The organism is Paraburkholderia sp. BR10872 (genome assembly GCF_040965835.1).
Classification (GTDB): domain Bacteria; phylum Pseudomonadota; class Gammaproteobacteria; order Burkholderiales; family Burkholderiaceae; genus Paraburkholderia; species Paraburkholderia nodosa_A.
The window spans coordinates 1-19,791 of the sequence record NZ_JBFRCN010000050.1 but is presented as its reverse complement, the minus strand read 5'-3'; the positions used below and the strand labels follow the sequence as shown (position 1 = coordinate 19,791).

Sequence of the window (19,791 nt, the reverse complement as noted above, 5' to 3'; positions counted from 1 at the left end):
GTAGTTTCGCGATCGTGATCCTCTCACAACTCGGCTATCGCGTCGTCGCAATGACCGGGCGGCCCGAGCACGAAAGCTATCTGAGGTCGCTCGGCGCGGCCCGGACCATCGGCCGCGGAGATTACGCGGTGGCGTGCAAGCCCGGGCGTCACGGCATGATGTTCGAACTGTTCGCGAGTGTCATCGATACCGTTGGCGGCCCCGTGCTGTCGTCAGCGATTGCACGGCTCGCATCCGGCGGCTATGTGGCGGTCTGTGGACTCGTGGTGGGACCGAACTTGAAACCACTGTGTTTCCCTTTCTGCTGCGCGCGATCAACGTCGTTGGCATCGATTCGGTGCGCTGTCCCACGCCGCGACGCGTCGAAGCGTGGGAGCGGCTTTCGGAATGCGTGCCAGGCTCACAGCTCGACAGCATGATTCGCGAGATATCGCTCGAACAGCTCGTCGATGCTGCGGACGAGCTGGCAAAAGGGCGGGGGCATGGCAGGACGGTAGTCAATCTGAAGGCGGACCCCAGATCGGGGTGATGTGTCGGGTCGATGTCCCATGCCTTTGGGAAGCGTTCGGTGTTGACCGGGCTTGGCGAGAGATGTCGCCGGGAGACATGACGGACGGGACGTCGCGAGGTCGTAGTCCCGCAGCGATGCGCGTCCGGCTGGTTGCTTCCCCCGCAGGATTCAGCTTGTGCAACAAGCTCGCGAAACGGGACAGGCCACCGGGTATCCGCGAAAACGCGGCGAGTCCCGGCATGTCCGTTACGGACGGCTTCGCGATGTGCAGGCCGCATTGCTGCTCAAAAGAGGTTCGAAGCGACCAATGGGATGCGTGAGATGTTCTGGCCTGGAGTGACACGCCCATGTATCAACAGTTTCTTTGCCGGCGCGAAACAGGCGTAGGTGTGCCCGACGATGTTCGCGTACTGCTTGCCGGTCTCGAATTCGAAAAATCCCCGAGAACGTTGACTTTTCCGGCGCTATCGCGCGACGAAATTCGGTCTGCGCGTCGCTTCTGCAATGAGCGCGACGCAGTGCGGTTCGCCGCTACGCGTTCCATGCTCCGGGCGCATCTTGCGCGAGAGGTTGGTTTCAGTGATAGCGATCTTGACTTCTCCCGGTCAGCCATGGGTCGGCCATTTCTCAGCAACTGTCCCGGCTCGACGATCGATTTCAACGTTTCTCATAGCGGTGCTTTTGCGCTCGTTGCCTGGTCGCATTGCCGCCGGGTCGGCGTCGACATCGAGCAATGTTCGGCGTCGCTGAATTGGGAAACCCTGCAGGATAGGGTGCTGGGTGAGTCGGATCGCGCTGCGTTTTCAGCGCTGCCGCACCAGAAGCGACGCGACCAGTTCTTTGACGTCTGGGTCGCGAACGAGGCATTTCTCAAGGCGCACGGGAGTGTCGGAGCCGGGCTCGCCGATTTTTCTGTGCTGTGGCCAGGGGTTCTGTCGCGGTAAGACGATTTGGGCGAACGATAACGATATGATGAGGATTGCTTACATCGCCAGCGAGTAGAATTGCCGGGCGGCCGATGGCTTGAGTTCGCCTGCGTCTTCCATCTGCCCCTTGGCGATCATATGCATGAGTTCAATGCCGCTCAACAAGATGCGGGCACAATGAAATTCCTTGAATCCCAAGATGGGTCGGGTACGGCGCTTGATCGCCCGATGGTCTTGTTCCACGATATTGTTGAGATACTTGGCCTGGCGGATCTTGATGGGCGTCTCACGCTCGGCGTTCACGGCGCGCAGCCCGGCCAGATTGGCACTACTCTTGTCGATGGTTACCGTTTCGGGCGCGCCATTCTGATCGACGGCCTTCTCGAAGTACCGTCGGGCCGCCTCCTTGTCCGCTTGGCTCGCAGCAGGAAGTCAACCGTGTTGCCGGCCTTGTCGACGGCGCGGTAGAGATACTTCCATGTACCCCGGTACCTTCACATAGGTTTCGTCCATCCGCCAGTTCTTGCCGACCGGGCGCTTGCAGCGGCGGAACGCCTTTTCAAGCACCGGCAAAAGCTTGATGGCCCGCCGGTGCACGGTCGAATGATCGACCGCGATCTCGCGTTCCGACATCATCTCCTCGAGATTGCGCAGGCTCAGCGGGTAGGCCACGTACCAACGCACGTACACCAACATTATCTCGAGCGGATAGTGCAACCGCTTCAGCACTTTGGCTAGCGCTGGACTCAGCGCTTTCATTGTCGTTCACATCATCCTGTAAGGTCCCGCAGCATACCAGCCTCCGCTATTGCAACAGAACCGTGTAATGTTCCTGGATGCGCAGATCCGACTCGTGATACAGCAGTCCGTCGAGTACATAGGTCGAATCGCGCACACCGACGTTCACGAGGTTCGGATAGAACGGCGCGTACTGGTCGGAGATGTGCGTGTAGAACATGCGTCCGGGCTCGGCGCCGTATTTCGGATTCACGTGTCCCGTGCTCTCGGCCTTGTTGCCCGCACGGAAGCGCTGCCCATCGGATGACGAGGTGGTGCCATCGCCCCAGTGGGCGGCGAACGGAAGGGCGAACTGTGCGTTGACGAGTTCAGCGAGCGCCTGTGAGTAGGTCTCATCCCGGATGTGCCACGCCTGCAGCCACGACAGTTTCGCGTAGGGTATCCGACGGTTGATCATTCTGATATGCGTGGGTTGGTTACCGCATGACAAACAAAACGTCGGGGAGCTGCCTCAATCTAGATTTGAGGGTTGTGCTGTTTCCAGTTACCTCCTAGTGTTGCCAAGAGGGTTCTCTCACCGTTGCCTGGTCCTAGCCCAAACATCCTGTTGCGTGCTCAACTAACCTCTCATGCTGGCTAAGCCCAACTGAGGGGGGCGACGTGTTGCCCGGTTGCCCAGATAAAGCCTACGAGTTCGCGCGCAATGGCGGTACAGATTGGTTCTTGAGCTTGCCGCGTGCCATCAGGTTTCGAAAGCGCTGACACAGCCGCTTTTGCGCCGCGATCTCCTGGACCTCCGGCGGTGTACGCTCTGCGCGCCGCTGCAGGATTGCGGTCTTTCGTGCGGGATGTCGGTAGGCCCACGCTGCTTCAACCAGCATGCGTCGCACATGGCTGTTGCCCGTCCGCTTGCGTCCACCTCGAGCGGCCCATGTAGCGATAGCCATGGCGCGACAGAAACGACGGCAGCCATTGCTTGGCCTGGCGTTGCAGATGCTTCATGTCCTCCCGCGCACGGGGCAGATCGCGCAGCGCCTCCTGTGCCTCATCCGGAATCCACACGGGGCTCAACTCGCCGGCTCGGTGCAGGCGCGCCAGGCTTAGGGCCTCGCGCCGGTCGGTCTTCACACGTTCGCCCGGCTTCTTCGGAATCAGCGACGGCGCCACGACCTGACAGTCCTGCTTGAGCTCACGCAGCTGTCGGCAAATTGTGTAGCCGCAGGGGCCGGCTTCGTAGCAGAACGACAACCTTCCCGTGCCGCGCCTGACCTGTGCCACCAGTTTCGCGATGGCCTCGGGCGTGATCACGATCTCGCCCATATACCGCAGCTCGCCGGCCGTGTCGGCGACCGCCACGGCAACCGTTTCCTGATGTACATCCAGGCCCACGTACTTGCTAAACTTGTTCATGACCTGCCCCCTCAATGCGGCTCTGAGCCGCGGTGTAGCCCACCTCAAGCTTAATCCGCGTACCTTGAGGTGCGGCAGGTCCATACATGATGTCTAGGGGTCAGATTTCAATCGGCGTTGACACCGTCGCGGGAGTCGTCCATCACATCAGACCATCACGGGCGACCGCCCCTCTGGCTCTGACACCGTTTGTCCGCAACCCCACATTGCCTACATCCGTCGGCCCGATTGGAAGAAATTCGACACTTCACGTCGAGATGGCCAGACTCCGTTGGCTGTGTCGTGCTCGCATTCAGCGCCAGCGACCTTCAGCCGTACGCCTACCACGTGCATATGCTCACCGGATGGCCACCGCGCGAACCGGTTGCGATCTGGCTGCGCGTTTACCGCGTCACCTCGCAAGGCTCAAACCATTGCAGAGCATTGGGTTTGGACTGCGGCCGCGCTTGAAACCATTAGCAACCGATGCACATGTGATGGCGTTGGCCCAAGTTTTGCGTTTGCTTTTCGCGGACCATTATGAGTGGATTGAATTAGGACTTACGCAGCGTCGAGCGTTGCGCCTTTATGTCTCGACCAACTGCACGCTGACCAACTTCGCCGACCACGTTGACAACATGAGCCACGATGCCATCAACCGTTTTTTGCGACGGGAGCACATGACGCTGCGCCTGGTGTGGGACAACGTGCGTGGGCAGCTCGTCGCGCATGAAGACGGCTGCATCGTATTCGACGATTCCGTGACCGACAAGGACTTCTCGCACAAGATCGAACTCGTGCGGCGGCAATACAGCGGCAACGCCCACGGCCTCATCAAGGGCATCGGTGTGGTGAACTGTGTGTACGTGAATCCGCAGAGCGGCGAATACTGGATTATCGATTACCGTATTTACGATCCGGACGGCGACGGCAGGTCCAAACTCGATCACGTGCTGGACATGCTGACCAACGTGGTTCATCACAAAAACCTGCCGTTTCGCCGCGTGCTCATGGATATGATGCTGTTCATCGAATCGCTTTTGAGGACGTACTACTGCCCGCTGCGCAGTAACCGGCTGGTCGACGACTCCGAAGGTGAATTGCCATACCGGCATGTTGATTCGCTGCAATGGGACGCCCATTCTCTCGCGCACGAAGACGATCAAGATCAGGGGCTTTCCGAAACATCACAAGGTGAAACTGTTCCGGGTAGAGGTGTCGACACACCGCACGGACTGGGTCGTGACCAACGAGCTCACCCAGGATTCTTTGCCGGCGACACAAGACGCGTGTGGCCTGCGATGGAAGGTCGAGCAGTTAAACCGCGAACTCAAGCAGCTCACGGGTCTTCAGCGTTGCCAGTGCCGAAAGGCCGGCATCCAGCGCAACCATATCGCGAGCGCGGTACTCGTATGGGTCCGTCTGGCCGATATCGCGCGCAAGACCGGGCGCACGCTCTACCAAGTCAAGCACGAACTGCTCGATGATTTCCTCCGCCGCGAACTCAGAAATCCGTCCGTAACCATGCGTTTTGCGTAAGTCCTATGAATGACGATTGAACACGAAATCAAATCTCAACGGCGCTGCAGTTACAGCCGGCGTTTTTGCGCGAGCACCCAACACGGTTGCGGAGCGTGTGCCTGCCACGAACCCGCGACCCTTGTCTGGACGGATCACGGGGACTGCGTACACGCACAAGGAATGCGGCTAACACTGGCACGCAAACCACGACAACGGCAAGGATTGCGGCAATGCAATAGGGGAGTGTTCAAAAGTGTCAAAGCCACCATGCCGAATGTCTACTGACATTACAAGATGACAAAATTAGACGCTTCTTTGCACGCCGTGCCGTCCGGCCAAGACTCTGGGCTTTCTTGCCTCATCATGATGGCGATGTTGCACGGCCTTCCGGTTGATGAATCTCAGCTGCGCCACCAATTTGGGAACAACGTCTTTGGCAACCAGTTGCTGCTGTTGGCGGCCAAGGAAATCGGCATGACAGCAAAGCTGGTGCATCAGTCCGTGGACCGAATTGATCGCGCTCCGTTGCCAGCCATCGGTATCGACAACGACGGGCAGTATTTCATCGCAGGAAAATACGATACTAGTGGGGAAGAGCCGCGAATGGTCATGCAACGGCCGGGTAGCACACCAGTTATCCTCCCATTGAATGAATTCATCGGGTTATGGTCCGGGAAGCTAATTTTTTGCACCAGCAAAGCTAGTTTTACCGGAAACCTGGCCAAGTTCGACTTCACGTGGTTTATCCCTGCGATCGTAAAATATCGGAGTCTGCTGCGCGAAATTTTATTGATATCCCTAGTATTGCAAATCATCGGCCTTGTCACGCCGATGTTCTTTCAGGCCGTAATGGATAAGGTTCTTGTCAGTAATGCGATGCAGACGTTGAATGTGATCGCGATTGGGCTCATTTCTGCGATCTTCTTTGAAGTGACCTTGACTGCAATTCGAAACTGGGTATTTGCTCATACCAGCAGCAAGATCGACGTTGAACTCGGAGCTCGGCTATTCCGCCACCTGTTAGGCTTGCCGCTAACGTATTTTCATACTCGCAGGGTTGGGGATTCAGTGGCGCGCGTACGGGAGTTGGAAAATATCCGAAGTTTTTTGACCGGCAACGCCATGACATTAGTGCTGGATCTGATTTTTTCGATCGTATTCTTTGCTGTAATGATGGTTTACAGCGGAGCGCTAACGTTAATTGTGACTGTCTCGATTCCGCTCTATGCACTGCTATCAATGGTGTGCACGCCTATCATTCGCAACCGACTTGATGCCAAGTTCAATCGCAGCGCCGAAAACCAATCGTTTCTGGTTGAGACGATCAGTGGGATTGATACCGTCAAGGCGATGGCCGTCGAACCCCGCTGGACTCAGAAGTGGGACAAACAGCTAGCTGCCTATGTAGCCGCGGGGCTGTCTGTCAATAACGTCGCGGCCATCGCCAATAGCGGGGTCACACTGATAAGTAAGCTAGTCAACGTAGCCATCATGTGGTGGGGCGCGAAGCTCGTGATAGACCAAAAGATGACAGTAGGTGAATTGGTTGCTTTCAATATGCTGGCAGGGCAGGTCTCCAACCCAATCTTGCGCCTAGCGCAACTATGGAATGATTTCCAGCAGGTAGGCGTCTCAATGGGAAGATTAGGCGACATCCTCAACGCTCGCACGGAGGTCGTCGGCCGCAAGTCGCGCTTGCCGAAGCTGACCGGTGCGGTGGAATTCGACCGTGTTGTGTTCCGCTATCGGCCCGATGCACCGGAAGTCATTCGCGGTGTTTCATTGTCCATCAGGCCGGGCGAGGTGATTGGAATTGTTGGTCGTTCGGGTTCGGGAAAAAGCACGCTTACGAAGCTGGCACAAAGGCTCTACATCCCGGAAAGCGGGCGTGTACTAATTGACGGTCACGATATTGCTACGATTGAAACCGCTTCATTGCGCCAGCAAATCGGAGTGGTGCTGCAAGAAAACATGCTATTCAATCGATCGATACGAGACAACATCGCGTTGTCAATGCCGAACGCCTCTCTGGATGCGATCATCGCAGCGGCTAGCCTTTCCGGTGCGCATGAGTTTATTTGCCAGTTGCCAGAAGGATACGACACGATGGTAGGCGAGCACGGCACCGGTCTGTCGGGCGGGCAAAGGCAACGCGTTGCGATTGCCCGTGCGCTCCTTCCCAATCCGCGAATCCTGATTTTTGACGAGGCCACGAGCGCATTGGACTATGAATCGGAGAAGATCATTCACAAAAACATGCGAAGCATCTGCCGTGGGCGCACTGTGCTGATCATCGCGCACCGACTATCAACCGTCCGTGGGGCGAATCGCATCGTGACAATGGAGCGCGGCCAGATAGCGGAGGTCGGCAGTCACGAAGAGCTCCTCAAGATCCCGCAGGGAATGTACGCTCACTTGTACAGCCTGCAGCAGGGGGGCATGGCGTGAATCTGCGTCACCAATGGCAGGCATGGGGTGAACTGTGGCGCAGGTACCGCGATCATTTCGCGTACGCGTGGCGGGAGAGACGCGCACTTACACCACGTGACCTGAACTCCGAGGAGGCGGAGTTTTCGCCTGCAGCTCTATCGTTGCAGGAAAAACCGGTCTCGCCAACTGGCCGCTGGGTGGCAAAGATCTTAATTCTGTGGATTGTAGTCGCAATCACGTGGTCAATTCTGGGGCATGTCGACATAGTTGTGAATGCCGTCGGCAAGGTGATTCCATCAGGATACAGCAAGGCTCTTGCGTCAGTTGAGGTCGCTCGCGTGCGAGCATTGCACGTCACGGAAGGTCAGACGGTTCACGCTGGCGACGTTCTCGTTGAACTCGATTCGCGCACTGTGGACAGCGACCTAGAAAAGGCTCGCGGCGGTGCAGCGATAGCTGCATCGCACGCTGCCGGTGCACGCGCTTTGATTGCGGCGGTTGACAGCGATCGGCCGCCTGTTCTGGCGCCGAATTCGGGCGTTCCGCGTGAGCGCTGGCATGAAACCGAACAGAACTTGAACGGGCAGTGGCATGACTATGTCGCCAAGCGGCGCCGATTGGAGGGAGAGATCAGCCACGCTGAAGCGGCGCTTCCGTTGGCAGTAGAGCGCGAGCGGGACTACGCGCAGCTGTCGAAAGAAGACGACGTGTCACGCGATGCATATCTCAAGAAGAAGCAGGAGCGTATCGACCTCCAGGCTCAACTTATTGACGCGCGAAACCAGAGAGCGGTTTTGATTGCGGAAACGCGCAAGACGGCACTCGATGCGCTGGACGACGCGGAGCGGGTGCTCAATGATGCTACGAAGGATGCTGCACGCGCCGAAGCGCACGGCGACCTTCTCAAACTGGTTGCGCCTGTGGACGGTACTGTGCAGCAACTGGCTGTACATACTATCGGAGGAGTGGTCCCGGCGGCTGTGCCTTTGATGAAGCTAGTTCCCACCAAGAGCAAGGTAGAGGTCGAAGCCTTTATCGAAAGTAAGGATGTCGGTTTCGTCAGGGAGGGACAAAGCGCGGCTGTCAAGATCGATGCCTTCGAATACATAAAATACGGCACTGTTGCTGCGCGTGTGACCCATGTTTCACACGACGCTATCAAGGATGAGAAGCGGGGGCTGATTTATTCCGTAAAGGTGATGCTGGATCGACCGACGATGGAAATTGATGGCCGATCCGTTGCCCTGACGCCTGGTATGGGCGTAAGTGTCGAAATCAAAACTGGAACGCGACGAGTCATTGAATATGTTTTGTCACCGCTTATTGAGGAATCCCGCGAGAGTTTGCATGAACGGTAAGAGAGCGAGCAGCCGGCTGCGCGGAATAGTGATTCTGCTTGGCTTATTCGTCGGCGCACGCGCCCATAGCTCTGGCGTACCGGACCTTCTGGAAGACCCGCTGCTGACCCGACCGCCCCTGCTCAGTCATGGTGCCATTTTACAAAGTGGAACGCCGGCGGTTACATGTCCCGCCGCCATCGATCTCGCACGGCCGCTGACCTTGGCCGGCGCAGTCGACATCGGTTTATGCAACAACCCACAGATCGGTGCTTCGTTTGCCGCAATCAAAGCGCAAGCCGCGGCGGTCGGCGAAGCACGGGCGTCCTATCTTCCAACGCTGTCGGCAGATGTATCACCCTTACGTACCCGGACACAGTACCCTGACTCGCCTATTTCTAGCTCAACCGCAAATGGGCATACCCTGAGTGCGGGCGTGGCTTGGCGAATGTTCGACTTTGGCGCGCGCGCTGCGAGCAGCGAAGCTGCAAACCGTTCATTGCAGGCCGCTTTGGCTAGCCACGACGCGTCGATTCAAAAGGTGATGTCGGACATTGTGGAGGCTTACTTCAACGCACAGATGGCTCAGGCGACGCTAGCGGCGCGCGCCGAATCTACCTCGATGGCTCAACAAACCTATGAGGCCGTTGAACGCCGGCAGCGAATGGGCGTGGCTGAGCAAAGCGATAGCTTGCAAGCCGCCACGGCCCTTGCCAAGGCGAAACTCGCCGAACAGCAGGCTGCCGCGGACGATCGCGTATCGAATGGAGCTTTGCTCTATTTTCTCGGGGTAGCTCCTTCAACCGAACTGAGGCTCGCAGGATTGGAAGACGCGGCGACATCTCATGTTGTGGAAGACCTGAATTACTGGCTCGAGGAGACTGCCACGCGGCATCCAGCGATTATCGCGGCCCGCGAGCAGTGGAAAGCCGCGCGGGCGGAGGTGAAGGTCGCACGGTCCGAAGGCCTACCGACTATTGACCTCGTGGGCAACTTTTATCAGAACGGTTACCAGAACCAAGGGATGCAGGCGATTCACAGTAATACAACAACTGTGGGTATCACTGTGACGATTCCGTTCTTTGATGGGTTCTCAAGCACATACAAGGTGAGAAGAGCGCAAGCGCAGGCAGAACAAAGCGAGTCCCAGCTCCATGATACTGAGCAGCAAGTTTTAACGGACGTGATTAAGGCTCAGGCGGAGGCTGTCGCCGCGGCAGGAAAATTGCAAGCCGCGAAAGAGCTGCTTCGAGCGGCCCGCTCTGCGGTTGCGTCTTCGCGGCGGCGCTACGACAAGGGCGTTGCCAACATCCTTGAGTTGCTATCGGTGCAGTCGGCACTTGCGGACGCTCAGCAGGAGCGAGTTCGCAGCGTTGTCGAATGGGAGTCGGACCGCGTGAAGCTGCGGGCGGCAGCCGGCGCACTTGATCGGAGTGCGATAGGAGATCATGTGTTCTAGCGGGGAATCCAGTTTGCCGCAAGCATCGGACTGGCGGTGGTTATGGAGCAGCTGCCATCCGTAATGGGCATTCCCTTTGAAGACGGAGTCCCGGTGATTGAAAGCGCACCGGTTCCTCAAGCGCTGGCCGCCTAATCATGCGACCGACCCGCATACACCACTCTTGACGATTTCTCCGGCATATCAGCGCAAGATGAAACTCAATCTCCACGATCTCTCTTCTATGCGCGTTCATGTGTTTGAAGGGGCCCGGAATAGTTGGTAGGCAGTTTGAAAGGCGTGCCTGCTTGTTCCTCAAGGTGTTGTGATTTGTGATCTTTTCAGGGGGTGACATGGCGTCAATTACGCGAAGCAGAAGGGAACTGGTCGTTACGGAAAGACAGGGATTTTTGACGAAATCATCAAAAACGGGCGAGACGATCGAGGGTAGAGTAGATAACAATATCGATGTGTTACGTAATTCACTTGGGAGCCCATTAATCAGCGCAGGATCTGGAAATTTTAACGATATGATCGGCGGTCAAGCCAACTCAGTGGGGCTCGCTCGTAACGATTTCGACTCTATGTCAATTGATTGCGGGCTTCCAAAATCAACTCGTATGTACAGGACCGATGATATCGCCCAAACCGGTGTCAATGGCTTGAGAACCCATCTTTCAGAGCTTACGGATAGAGTCGATATATACCGAAACTGCGTCGCCGCATATCTATCTGATACGATCGATAGCTTTGAAATGCGCAGATATAACGACAAGATCGCCTGCGTTCATCCGCAGCCACAATCACAGCAAAAATACACATACAGCTCGATACTTTCAGATTTACAAAGCGTTGCTAGCGCCATTGGAAGCGGTGGATTAACAGACGCACAATTGAATAGTCTTAAGACTTACGCGTCAGAAGTATCGGCGCAACTTGGAAAATCGTCATGCCTTGCCTATGTGACCAATGCATTGGTCAACGGCAACGCCGCTAACGTTGACTGGACGGGCGGACAGAACACCTCATCCAAGCTGGGCGATCTTGCCCCTGGCAGTAGTCAGCTCCAGTTCAACGAGCTGATTGATAAATGGTTCCTAGGCTCCGACAACCCATCGTTGTCGGGCCTTGGCGGTAGCTATGCGAACGTTACGCACCCGTTGTTCGGCACGAGCGGCGCGCCAACTGCAAACGATGTCAACCAAGGCCGCGTAGGCGACTGTTATCTGATGGCGGCACTCGCATGTGTGGCACAGGATGAGCCGAGCAAAATTGCGTCGATGTTTACGAGTGATGGCAACGGGGTTTACGGGGTTAGGTTCTTTGATGGCCCAGGAAATCCCGTTTACGTTACTGTGAATGATGCAGTTGCTCAAAATGCTGCGGAAAATTCCTGTGATAGCTGGGTTCAAATTCTCGAGAAGGCCTTTGTAGAATACCAGCACATGAACGGCCTCGCGAATCAATATAAAGCAATTGACGGTGGCTGTGACATTGGCCTCACGGCTGTGACTGGAAGGCAAGCGGAGTCCTATGAGTGTTCCTCTTTTTCACAGACATCGTGGGATGACACGGTGAAGCAATCCATCATCAGTGGTTTGAATAATAAAACCGAGGTGATGTACGGTTGCTCTCAGAACACTACGGATCCTTCAGGCCAGATAGAGCTGGTGAACGAACACATGTTCTCTGTTCTTGGGTATGACCAATCAACCGGGGATTTTATTCTCCGGAATCCGTGGGGAAACCATAATGGCAACAATCGATACGACACTCAGTTTGAAGTGTCTGCCGATCAACTTTGGAACAAGGGTGGGGGCGGCGAAGTAATCATTTCAGATCCCGAATCTAATTGCGTTGCCAAATCCACATCCGGTGGCACGCTTGGTAGTCAGGTTAATAGCCTGGTCGCCAGTATGAGCGCGCTGCATTTTCAATCATCCGAATGGGGTGCGGCGTATACGAGGCTGCATTCGGTCGATCAGCAAATCAACACAACACATATAGCGTAGGCCAAAACGCAAGGTGGATCGAAGGTGTGAAGGTCTACCACCCGGGACTGCGGCGAGGCGTCACGCGCGGATGGCGGGCGATGATCAGACGCCGCAGTGCGATTGAGCCAGCCATCGGCCACATGAAAACAGATGGCAAACTCGATCGGAACTGGCCGAAGGGAGCGCTCGGTGACGCGCTGCATGCGACACCCGTCCAACAATTTGGGGTGTTTTTTCATGAGCAAGTACAGCGTGCGGTTCAAGCGCTCGGTTGTCCTTGAACTCAACAGAATACGTTTGTTTCGTCTTCAACTCGTACCTCTGACTCTTCTCGATAAGAAAGTTCAGAGGCGACAACTACTATGACGCCGGGGGCTCATTGAGCCGATCCTCGATCCACTATTCCATGCGTATTCGTATGGTTATCGTCCCAAGCGTACCACGCATGAAGCGGTGCATCGGGTGGCGACGGCGATTGTTCAGTGGAAGACCCGAGTCATAGATCTGAATTTGCGTGCGTACTTTGACACCGTGCGGCATCACCTACTGCTCGAAAAAGTGGCGCGTCGGGTCAATGACCGGGACGCCATGCATTTGCTGAAGCTGATGCTGACGGCATCGGGTAAGCAAGGTGTTCCGCAAGGCGGGGTGATTTCGCCACTGCTCAGTAACGTCTACCTCACTGAGGTGGATCGGATGCTGGGGCGGGCGAAAGAAGCCACGCGCAATGGGAAGTATACCTACGTCGAGTATGCCCGCTTCGCTGATGATCTCGTCGTGCTGATCGATGCACACCCGCGCCATGACTGGCTGCTGGGGGCGGTAAGCAGACGACTACGGGAGGAGTTTGACAGGCTACAGGTCGAGGTGAACGAGGAGAAGAGCCGCACCGTGGATCTGAGATGCAAGGAGAGCTTCGGCTTTCTGGGGCTTGACTTCCGTCAATTCCGCAGCTTCGGGACAGGGCGTGGCGAGCGCACTACACGCCGAAGCTGAAGAAGCGTACGGCGTTACTGCGCAAGCTCAAGGAGGTGTTCCGGCGATACCAGTCACAGCCGGTAAATCCAGTAGTCTAACTGATTAATCCGGTGCTGCGGGGCTGGGTGCATTACTTCGCTATCGGGGACTCCAACGAGTGCTTCAACTTCATCAGGGACTGGGTGGAAAAGAAGATCCGGCGCCACACGGGGCGATCCCGGAACCGACGGGGCTTCGGCTGGAAGCGGTGGAGTAGGCGTTGGCTGTATGAGGAACTGGGGCTGTTCAATGGCTACAGGGTCCGCCGTACCGTCGCACCGAAAGCGCGCCCGGCATGATAGGCCCCATAAACCTTGACGTGAAGCAAACAGGAGAGCGTAGTGCGGGAAAACCGCAAGCTGCGTTCGACGTGGCGGGAGCTGGAAACGTGACTATGGCAGCCGGACTGAGGGCCACCGCGAAAGCGGTGGAAAGACCACCGGAGCCTACCGTGCGCGCGCCAGTTCTCGACCCTACCTGAGAGGGCCTGCGGGTGCGATTCCCGCGGGCTACTCACCCACGGTGTACGGGGGATCTGAGGCGGGGAATTGAAGGCGGTGGACTTGGTCTGGACGAATTGGTTCGTCACGGGGCGCAGCAAGTGATTCAATAAGCGATCGAAGCGGAGCTGGCAGAACTGATGGAGCGGTTCGCGAACGTCAAGACTTTGCACGGGCAGCGCGCCGTCGTGCGCAACGGCTGCTTGCCAGAGCGCGAGGTGTTGACAGCCGCCGGCCCGATTGCTGTGAAGGTGCCAAAAGGTGCGCGACCGATCGGGATCGGGCGTGAAGTTCAATTCGACGATTGGCCGCCGTACGTGAGGAGTCGCCTCGCGTGAGCGCAGCGCTGCCCTGGCTGTATCTGAAGGGTATCTCGACGGGCGATATGAGCGAAGCGTTGAGCGTGCTGCCAGGCGATGACGCCAAGGGCTTGTCGGCCAACGTGGTAAGCCGGCTTAAGGCGCAATGGGCCGACGAGCATGTGGCCTGGAGCCGGCGTGATCTGTCGGAGTCGCACTATGTCTATTGGTGGGTCGACGGCATTCACACGGGGCTGCGCAGCGAGAACTCCGATGGGCAATGCTTGCTCGTGATCATCGGCGTGAAACCGGACGGGAGCAAAGAGCGTGTGGCGATCGGCGATGGGTATCGCGAGACGAAAGCGTCGTGGCTGGAGCTTCTGCTCGACCTGAAAAAGCGCGGTCTGAAGGCAGGACCTCTGGCTGGCGGTCGGCGACGGCGCAATGGGCTTCTGGGCGGCGACTCGGTGCAAGACGATCGACCGGTTCAGCAGAAACTCGCCGCTTGATATCGACCGTCACGATGCTGCCCATACACCACTCTTGACGTTAGCTCTGTTTCGTGTTGCGTGAAGACAAAGAGATCGTGGATTCCGCTCATTGTGAGTGAATGAGGGCGAATGAATGAGGGGGGTGTGACTGCGGCCGCGCTCCGATGTCCCGGACCAAGATTCCCGGTTGAAACTTGCATGTAGAACAGTCATCTCATCCATCGCTTGGCTTCATGACGCCAACCCGGTTCGTGTAAGCCTGGCTGGCGGCGCAGCGGGAAGGGGATTCTGCTGCATAACCCGGGGGTGTCCGGAAGGGGAGATTTGGGGGGCCATATGCGGTTAAAGAGCGCGACGCGCGGCAATGGTCTGTATTTGGACAAGGTAGGTCGACGCAAATCAATTTGCGAGTTTGGTGCGTCGGCTACTTTTCTTTAAGCATATCCTATATTGATAGAAAGCGTCGATAAGGAAATGAAAATGGCAACGGGTAAGGTTAAATGGTTCAACGATGAAAGAGGGTACGGATTCATTCAGCCAGACGACGGAAGCTGCGATCTGTTTGTGCATTACTCTGATATCCAGATAGAGGGATTCAAGACGCTACAGGATAATCAAAGGGTAACCTTCGAAGCAAAAAACGGGCCCAAGGGCAGGCAGGCGATAAGCATTCAGCCGCACTGACCATGCGCTTTCTGGTAATGCCGCGGCAGCAAGGAAGACATCGGCGCAATGCGGCATCAGGTGGCCGCCGGTAGGTGGCGTTTAATCTGGGCGAGGAGAGCTGGAACCTAACACTGGTTGATAGCCGAGGTGACACAGCGGCGGAATGGTCGCTGCGCGTGATACGGCAGCTGTCCTCATCGCGAACGCAAGGGTGCGATGCAATCCCGGCAACGCGCACGGTTCTAGAGTCCAATTCGCAGCTTGGCATGTCAATGTCATAGAGCCAGCGTGTATGGCGCCCGGATCGAAGGTTGGGCCTGGGCTGCTTTCTGTGTAGGCCTATCACCTCATGCCGGATATGATGCCACCCCTGTTATTGACGTGCTCGTTCGATACACGGCTAGCTGTTTCGTGCATGCGGATATCGCGGGTTGTGTTATTGCAACATGCAGCGAACGGGAAGGTGTTTCGGTCCACAAACGAAGTTTGACTCCATGTATTCGATCTCACCCACTAGCTCAGCGCGTTGCAATCTCGGAATCAGCTCATCGAACAGAATCCGCATCTCCATGTGCGCGAGATGTCGACCAAGGCATACGTGGCCGCCGACACCGAACGCGATATGTGGGTTGGGTCTGCGATCAATATTGAATGTGAATGGCGAAGGGAAGACTTCTTCGTCGCGATTCGCCGAGCCATAGCACAACATCAGCCAATCTCCCTTGCGAATTTTGCGGCCCCGGATATTAGTGTCGGCAGTCGCTGTACGCATGAAATGATGAACCGGCGATGCGAATCTAAGGCATTCATCGATAAAATGTGGAATGAGCGATCGATTTGCCTGAAGCTGTGGTAGCAACTCCATAAAGCGGCACAATGCCCACATTGCGACCGACGTGGACGACGACACTGTATGATGCCCTGCGGCAGCGATAATTACGTAATAGCCGAGGCGGGTTACGTCATCGATAGGCTGCCCATTGATGACCGCGTTGGCTAGCAAAGTCGCGACATCATTGCGCGGGTCCTTCCGGCGCGCTTCGTTTAAGCTTTCGAAGTACTCCCTGAAGTCGTCAACTACAGACAGGAGCGCATTGCCCGTCGCACTGCTCGCGTCGCCTTGGCGCACCGTATCGCGTGTGTATTCCTCGTCTTCACTCCCGAACATCTCGTAAGTTAGTGCAAGTATGCGAGGAAAATCCTCCTGAGGGACACCGAGAATATCCATGATTACGTGCAGTGGGTACTGCGACGCGAATGCGCCTGAAAAATCGATCACCTTTCCGTTGTGTTGCTGCAGCTTCGCGACCATCGCACGGGCTAGCGATCTAATACGGTCTTCAAGCTTGAGAATACTGTTCGGCATGAACCAGGATTGAGTCAGCGCGCGTAAACTTTTGTGTTCTTCGCCATCGATGTGCACGAGCGACCGAACAATGTTCGGTGAACCGGTCGTGGACATAATATGCTCTATCGATGCTCTAGGGCGACACACGACAGAATAATCTCCATTGTGGAATAGAGAATTATTCCGTGAGATCATAGAGACGTCGGCGTGTTTTGTAATCACCCAAAACGGGTCATGCCCGGCAGCCGTCGCTCTCCCGACAGGGTTGTTTGCGCGTGCCCAAGTGTAAATTTCGTGGAGGCCATCGATGTCCGTGTGGGACTTCGGATCGACGATGCGGTTCGCTATTTCTCTTGGTAGGTCATATTTTTGCATTCTGTTTGAGTCCAGGGGAGGTTCGTGTTAGTGGACGCGCGACACGAACGAGCGTCGACGCGCGCGATGATCCAGTCTGCTAACGTAGAGAGCTCATTTCAGTTGGTGCTTGCCGATCGATTTAACTTTATCGCAGGCGGGTGCTCCCCGCGGGTGGTGGTTGGTGTGGTGGCTGTCAATTTTCGTCCGGGGTATCTAATTATCATATTATGATTTCTCATTTCATCCTTAATCCATATCAACATTGTTCTTTGATATCGACGATATTGAGAATACGCGGCGGAACGTATGCAAATTAGTGCGCGGACTGTAGTCTCCTGTTGAAGTTAAGATAATTAATTGGTGTGATGGTTTCGCCAGTTTAACCAATAAGACGCAACGCCGATCAGGAATGTCAGGAAGGTCAGAAAATTTAGTCATGCATCGAAAGTGGGGGCGTGACTCGCCAACGCTGGCAGCGTCAGTCGCGTCATTTGGGAGGATCGATCGGTGCTGTGAGTCGTTGCATTCCAGCATGTTTAGCTCTATTCAGAACTTTTGACGGATCGCGGCGCGAGCAAGGATCTGGCGATTGCTGGATGAGTCACCCACATTCGCGACGCTCGCAACAGCGGGAACCCCAAGAGACGATGTCCCAGATGCTTGTTGCCAACCGATTTCTAAATAGACGTCGGTTCGCTTGGATAAAAAGTAGTCTGTTGAAATCGTTACTTGGTTGAAGTGCTGGTTTCCGAGTATGTGTCCCGAAACGTCTTGAATGCCATTCGATTGCAAGTAGTCGTATGATGCTGCGACTGTCCACGCTTGGCTGAAACGATACATTATTCCGACATCGTAGTTGTTGAATATGACTGTTCCGTCCAGCTGAGGCAGGGCGAGATTCGCGTATTGAACATTAGAGAACGATGCTGCCACGATGACGGGGCCGATTGTGAAGTTGGATGCTACGACTACAGACTGATACGCTTGGGCGGAGGCATATCCACGGTTGATAGCACCTTGAAGAGGAGAGATTCCATTCAAATAAGCAGTAAAAAATCCTGTGCCTGGCGCTGCGGTGGGGTTCTTAAAGTACTCGAATGATGCCCCCAGTTTCAATGGCCCGTTCACGTAACCTGCACCTACCGAATAACCACTGGTAGATGTGAAGTTACCGGCAATACCACCAAAGCTGTACTCAATTCCGAAGCTCGCGCCGTAGATGTCAGGGCTCATGTATCGGACAGAATTATTCGGTCGAACCGTGTTGGACGCATTGTCCAGATCCCCTGGGTGTCCCGCCGGCGCGCCTCCGACCAGTGCTTCGGCAGTCAGCGGCTCGGGAAAGTAGAAGATCATGTCGTATTGACGTCCAAATGTCAGGCCGCCGCAGTTGTCGCTTTTGATACCGATGAAGGCTTGACGACCAAATAGCAGGCCGCCCTGACCAGCCTGACCTTGATTTAGGTTTACGCCTGACTCAAGGGTGAACGTTGCATGTAAACCGCCACTGAGGTCCTCGCTTCCGGTCAGGCCCCATCGACTTCCCATGAGGCCGCTAAGCGAGTCAAGCGAAATTCTCTTGCTATCAGCAACGTTGCTTTGGTACATAATGCCTTCGTCGAGTACACCGTAGAGATTCACAGTCCCTTGTGCTTGAGCCAAGGATGACGCACCAAATAAAGCCAGAAATATCGACCTTTCCCAACCACGCATAATTAGATTTCCAGGAGCGTGTGAGTGAGAAGCTCTGTTTCGCTCGACGACATCTGTCTGTACAGCGCTGCGACGTGCTGCCACGATTGCGCCGATGTTGGTGTGCTCCAAAATAGAGCGCTACAGCGGAAGAAAGCCACTGTATCGTTGATATGTGCAGTTGCCTCTTTGCATTTTTTGGAGATCATATCTGTGCGACTTAGGCTTTACTGTATGGCGTCCAAGGTGTCAAACGGGTTGAGCGCGAGATCGCTTCACATTTCCAGAGCACAGATCGTGCCGACTCAGATTAGTCGGCGAAAAGGAGCCACCAGGCGCAGTGCGACGTCTTCAGGTGGATTGATATCCGATGAAGATTGTCGTGCGGACCGCCCGATGTGCGACAGTCCTCATTTCGTTTGTGAGCATTTGGTCAATACGCGACAATCGACATGGGCTGAAGAGGCGTCTATTCGAACAAGAACCCTCGTAAGAGATCGTGAAGCCGGTAGCGTCCTTGACTAGTCGTGTAAAACGGGGGGCTTGTCACGAGTCGCGCTCAACAATTCGTCTCACGAGGGCGGCAGTCATGCCGCGAAGACCACCGGTGCCGAAGGTTGACATACCCCCGGAAGGCAGGGTGTGGGGACGAGGCCGTTGGAATTCCCACATCTCAATGCATCGCTCAGACGGTGGTCAAGCGATATCTGTAATCGCTTGTGGTTTCACGACGACTCATGCGGCTATCATCCTGGGCGGTCCGCGCATCAGGCGCCCGACGTGGGCCGGCGGCGCGGCCGGGGGCTATGCTTGGGCGCTGGGCCTCGACATCAAGAAGTTCTTCGGTAGTATCGAACTGGTAAATCATGATGCGACAACGAGGCTGAGCAAGGCGAGGCCGGCAACCATCGCAACTGGGCCAGGCGCTAGACTTCACCAACAAGCGCACGCGTCGCAAGGGCGTCGTCGACGAGGTGGCGTGGCGCAAGAACCGTAACAAGTCGAAGATCTGAGCTTGCCCCTGAAAAACGTATCCCTTGCTGAGGTTTAAACTGCAGCAAGGAGAAACGAAGATGAGCCAATTGAAGCGTGCGCGGTACACCCTGGAATTCAAGCTGGAGGCGGTGCGGCTGGTGA

Annotated in this window: 11 protein-coding genes and 8 pseudogenes; 14 read left to right on the top strand and 5 right to left on the bottom strand. The window is 56.0% G+C overall.

The features are described 5' to 3' along the window. Nucleotides 1–50: 50 nt before the first annotated feature. The 3 genes and pseudogenes from AB4Y43_RS30590 to AB4Y43_RS30580 all read left to right on the top strand — a co-directional run. A pseudogene (locus AB4Y43_RS30590) lies at nt 51–224 on the top strand (oxidoreductase); the annotation flags it as partial. Nucleotides 225–289: 65 nt separating this feature from the next. Continuing rightward, the gene (locus AB4Y43_RS30585; RefSeq protein WP_368661811.1) at nt 290–529 is read left to right on the top strand and encodes a hypothetical protein; all 240 of its coding nucleotides are present in this window, start codon (nt 290–292) and stop codon (nt 527–529) included. Nucleotides 530–858: 329 nt separating this feature from the next. Next, complete coding sequence (locus AB4Y43_RS30580) at nt 859–1,455, top strand: 4'-phosphopantetheinyl transferase superfamily protein (RefSeq protein ID WP_368729508.1); 597 nt, start codon at nt 859–861, stop codon at nt 1,453–1,455. A 39-nt stretch (nt 1,456–1,494) separates the two neighbouring features. Here the strand turns inward: AB4Y43_RS30580 and AB4Y43_RS30575 are convergent. The 3 pseudogenes from AB4Y43_RS30575 to AB4Y43_RS30565 all read right to left on the bottom strand — a co-directional run bounded on the left by AB4Y43_RS30575 (nt 1,495) and on the right by AB4Y43_RS30565 (nt 3,585). Continuing rightward, nucleotides 1,495–2,196, bottom strand: a pseudogene (locus tag AB4Y43_RS30575) (IS6 family transposase). Between the two features lie 61 nt (nt 2,197–2,257). Next, nucleotides 2,258–2,650 (bottom strand): annotated as a pseudogene (locus AB4Y43_RS30570) (Tn3 family transposase); the annotation flags it as partial. Between the two features lie 161 nt (nt 2,651–2,811). Next, nucleotides 2,812–3,585, bottom strand: a pseudogene (locus tag AB4Y43_RS30565) (transposase). 557 nt (nt 3,586–4,142) lie between these two features. Here AB4Y43_RS30565 and AB4Y43_RS30560 point away from each other — a divergent pair. From AB4Y43_RS30560 to AB4Y43_RS30515, 10 genes and pseudogenes are all read left to right on the top strand, one after another. Continuing rightward, nucleotides 4,143–5,103, top strand: a pseudogene (locus AB4Y43_RS30560) (transposase). 276 nt (nt 5,104–5,379) lie between these two features. Next, the gene (locus AB4Y43_RS30555) at nt 5,380–7,533 is read left to right on the top strand and encodes a type I secretion system permease/ATPase (protein WP_069268851.1); all 2,154 of its coding nucleotides are present in this window, start codon (nt 5,380–5,382) and stop codon (nt 7,531–7,533) included. After that, entirely contained in the window at nt 7,530–8,873 is a 1,344-nt protein-coding gene (locus AB4Y43_RS30550) for an HlyD family type I secretion periplasmic adaptor subunit (protein WP_368661803.1), read from the top strand. The genes AB4Y43_RS30555 and AB4Y43_RS30550 overlap by 4 nt, the downstream gene beginning before the upstream one ends. Further along, nucleotides 8,863–10,311: a TolC family protein gene (locus AB4Y43_RS30545; protein ID WP_069268849.1), complete on the top strand. Its 1,449-nt coding sequence runs from the start codon at nt 8,863–8,865 to the stop codon at nt 10,309–10,311. The genes AB4Y43_RS30550 and AB4Y43_RS30545 overlap by 11 nt, the downstream gene beginning before the upstream one ends. Before the next feature lie 332 nt (nt 10,312–10,643). Beyond that, on the top strand, nt 10,644–12,302 hold the full coding sequence (locus tag AB4Y43_RS30540; RefSeq protein WP_368729507.1) for a C2 family cysteine protease: 1,659 nt from the start codon (nt 10,644–10,646) through the stop codon (nt 12,300–12,302). Between the two features lie 17 nt (nt 12,303–12,319). After that, nucleotides 12,320–12,490: pseudogene (locus AB4Y43_RS30535) on the top strand (IS5/IS1182 family transposase); the annotation flags it as partial. A gap of 172 nt (nt 12,491–12,662) precedes the next feature. Then, nucleotides 12,663–13,280 carry a reverse transcriptase domain-containing protein gene (locus tag AB4Y43_RS30530; protein ID WP_368729513.1) on the top strand — a complete coding sequence of 206 codons (618 nt, stop codon included), beginning with the start codon at nt 12,663–12,665 and terminating at the stop codon, nt 13,278–13,280. A 92-nt stretch (nt 13,281–13,372) separates the two neighbouring features. Further along, entirely contained in the window at nt 13,373–13,600 is a 228-nt protein-coding gene (locus tag AB4Y43_RS30525; RefSeq protein WP_368729506.1) for a group II intron maturase-specific domain-containing protein, read from the top strand. A 236-nt stretch (nt 13,601–13,836) separates the two neighbouring features. Further along, nucleotides 13,837–14,562 (top strand): annotated as a pseudogene (locus AB4Y43_RS30520) (transposase); the annotation flags it as partial. Nucleotides 14,563–15,071: 509 nt separating this feature from the next. Continuing rightward, complete coding sequence (locus tag AB4Y43_RS30515) at nt 15,072–15,275, top strand: cold-shock protein (protein ID WP_069268847.1); 204 nt, start codon at nt 15,072–15,074, stop codon at nt 15,273–15,275. A gap of 418 nt (nt 15,276–15,693) precedes the next feature. Here the strand turns inward: AB4Y43_RS30515 and AB4Y43_RS30510 are convergent, their stop codons facing one another. Then, nucleotides 15,694–16,980 carry a cytochrome P450 gene (locus AB4Y43_RS30510; RefSeq protein WP_069268846.1) on the bottom strand — a complete coding sequence of 429 codons (1,287 nt, stop codon included), beginning with the start codon at nt 16,978–16,980 and terminating at the stop codon, nt 15,694–15,696. 528 nt (nt 16,981–17,508) lie between these two features. Next, nucleotides 17,509–18,675, bottom strand: coding sequence for a porin (locus AB4Y43_RS30505; protein ID WP_368729505.1), 1,167 nt, complete (start codon nt 18,673–18,675; stop codon nt 17,509–17,511). A gap of 887 nt (nt 18,676–19,562) precedes the next feature. Here AB4Y43_RS30505 and AB4Y43_RS30500 point away from each other — a divergent pair. Further along, nucleotides 19,563–19,664, top strand: a pseudogene (locus tag AB4Y43_RS30500) (IS5/IS1182 family transposase); the annotation flags it as partial. Nucleotides 19,665–19,791: the final 127 nt, after the last annotated feature.

Excerpts from the sequence above, each read along its gene's own strand:
- AB4Y43_RS30540 (WP_368729507.1), top strand. The coding sequence starts at position 10,644 with ATGGCGTCAATTACGCGAAGCAGAAGGGAACTGGTCGTTACGGAAAGA.
- AB4Y43_RS30555 (WP_069268851.1), top strand. The coding sequence starts at position 5,380 with ATGACAAAATTAGACGCTTCTTTGCACGCCGTGCCGTCCGGCCAAGAC.
- AB4Y43_RS30505 (WP_368729505.1), bottom strand. The coding sequence starts at position 18,675 with ATGCGTGGTTGGGAAAGGTCGATATTTCTGGCTTTATTTGGTGCGTCA.
- AB4Y43_RS30545 (WP_069268849.1), top strand. The coding sequence starts at position 8,863 with ATGAACGGTAAGAGAGCGAGCAGCCGGCTGCGCGGAATAGTGATTCTG.
- AB4Y43_RS30515 (WP_069268847.1), top strand. The coding sequence starts at position 15,072 with ATGGCAACGGGTAAGGTTAAATGGTTCAACGATGAAAGAGGGTACGGA.
- AB4Y43_RS30580 (WP_368729508.1), top strand. The coding sequence starts at position 859 with ATGTATCAACAGTTTCTTTGCCGGCGCGAAACAGGCGTAGGTGTGCCC.
- AB4Y43_RS30510 (WP_069268846.1), bottom strand. The coding sequence starts at position 16,980 with ATGCAAAAATATGACCTACCAAGAGAAATAGCGAACCGCATCGTCGAT.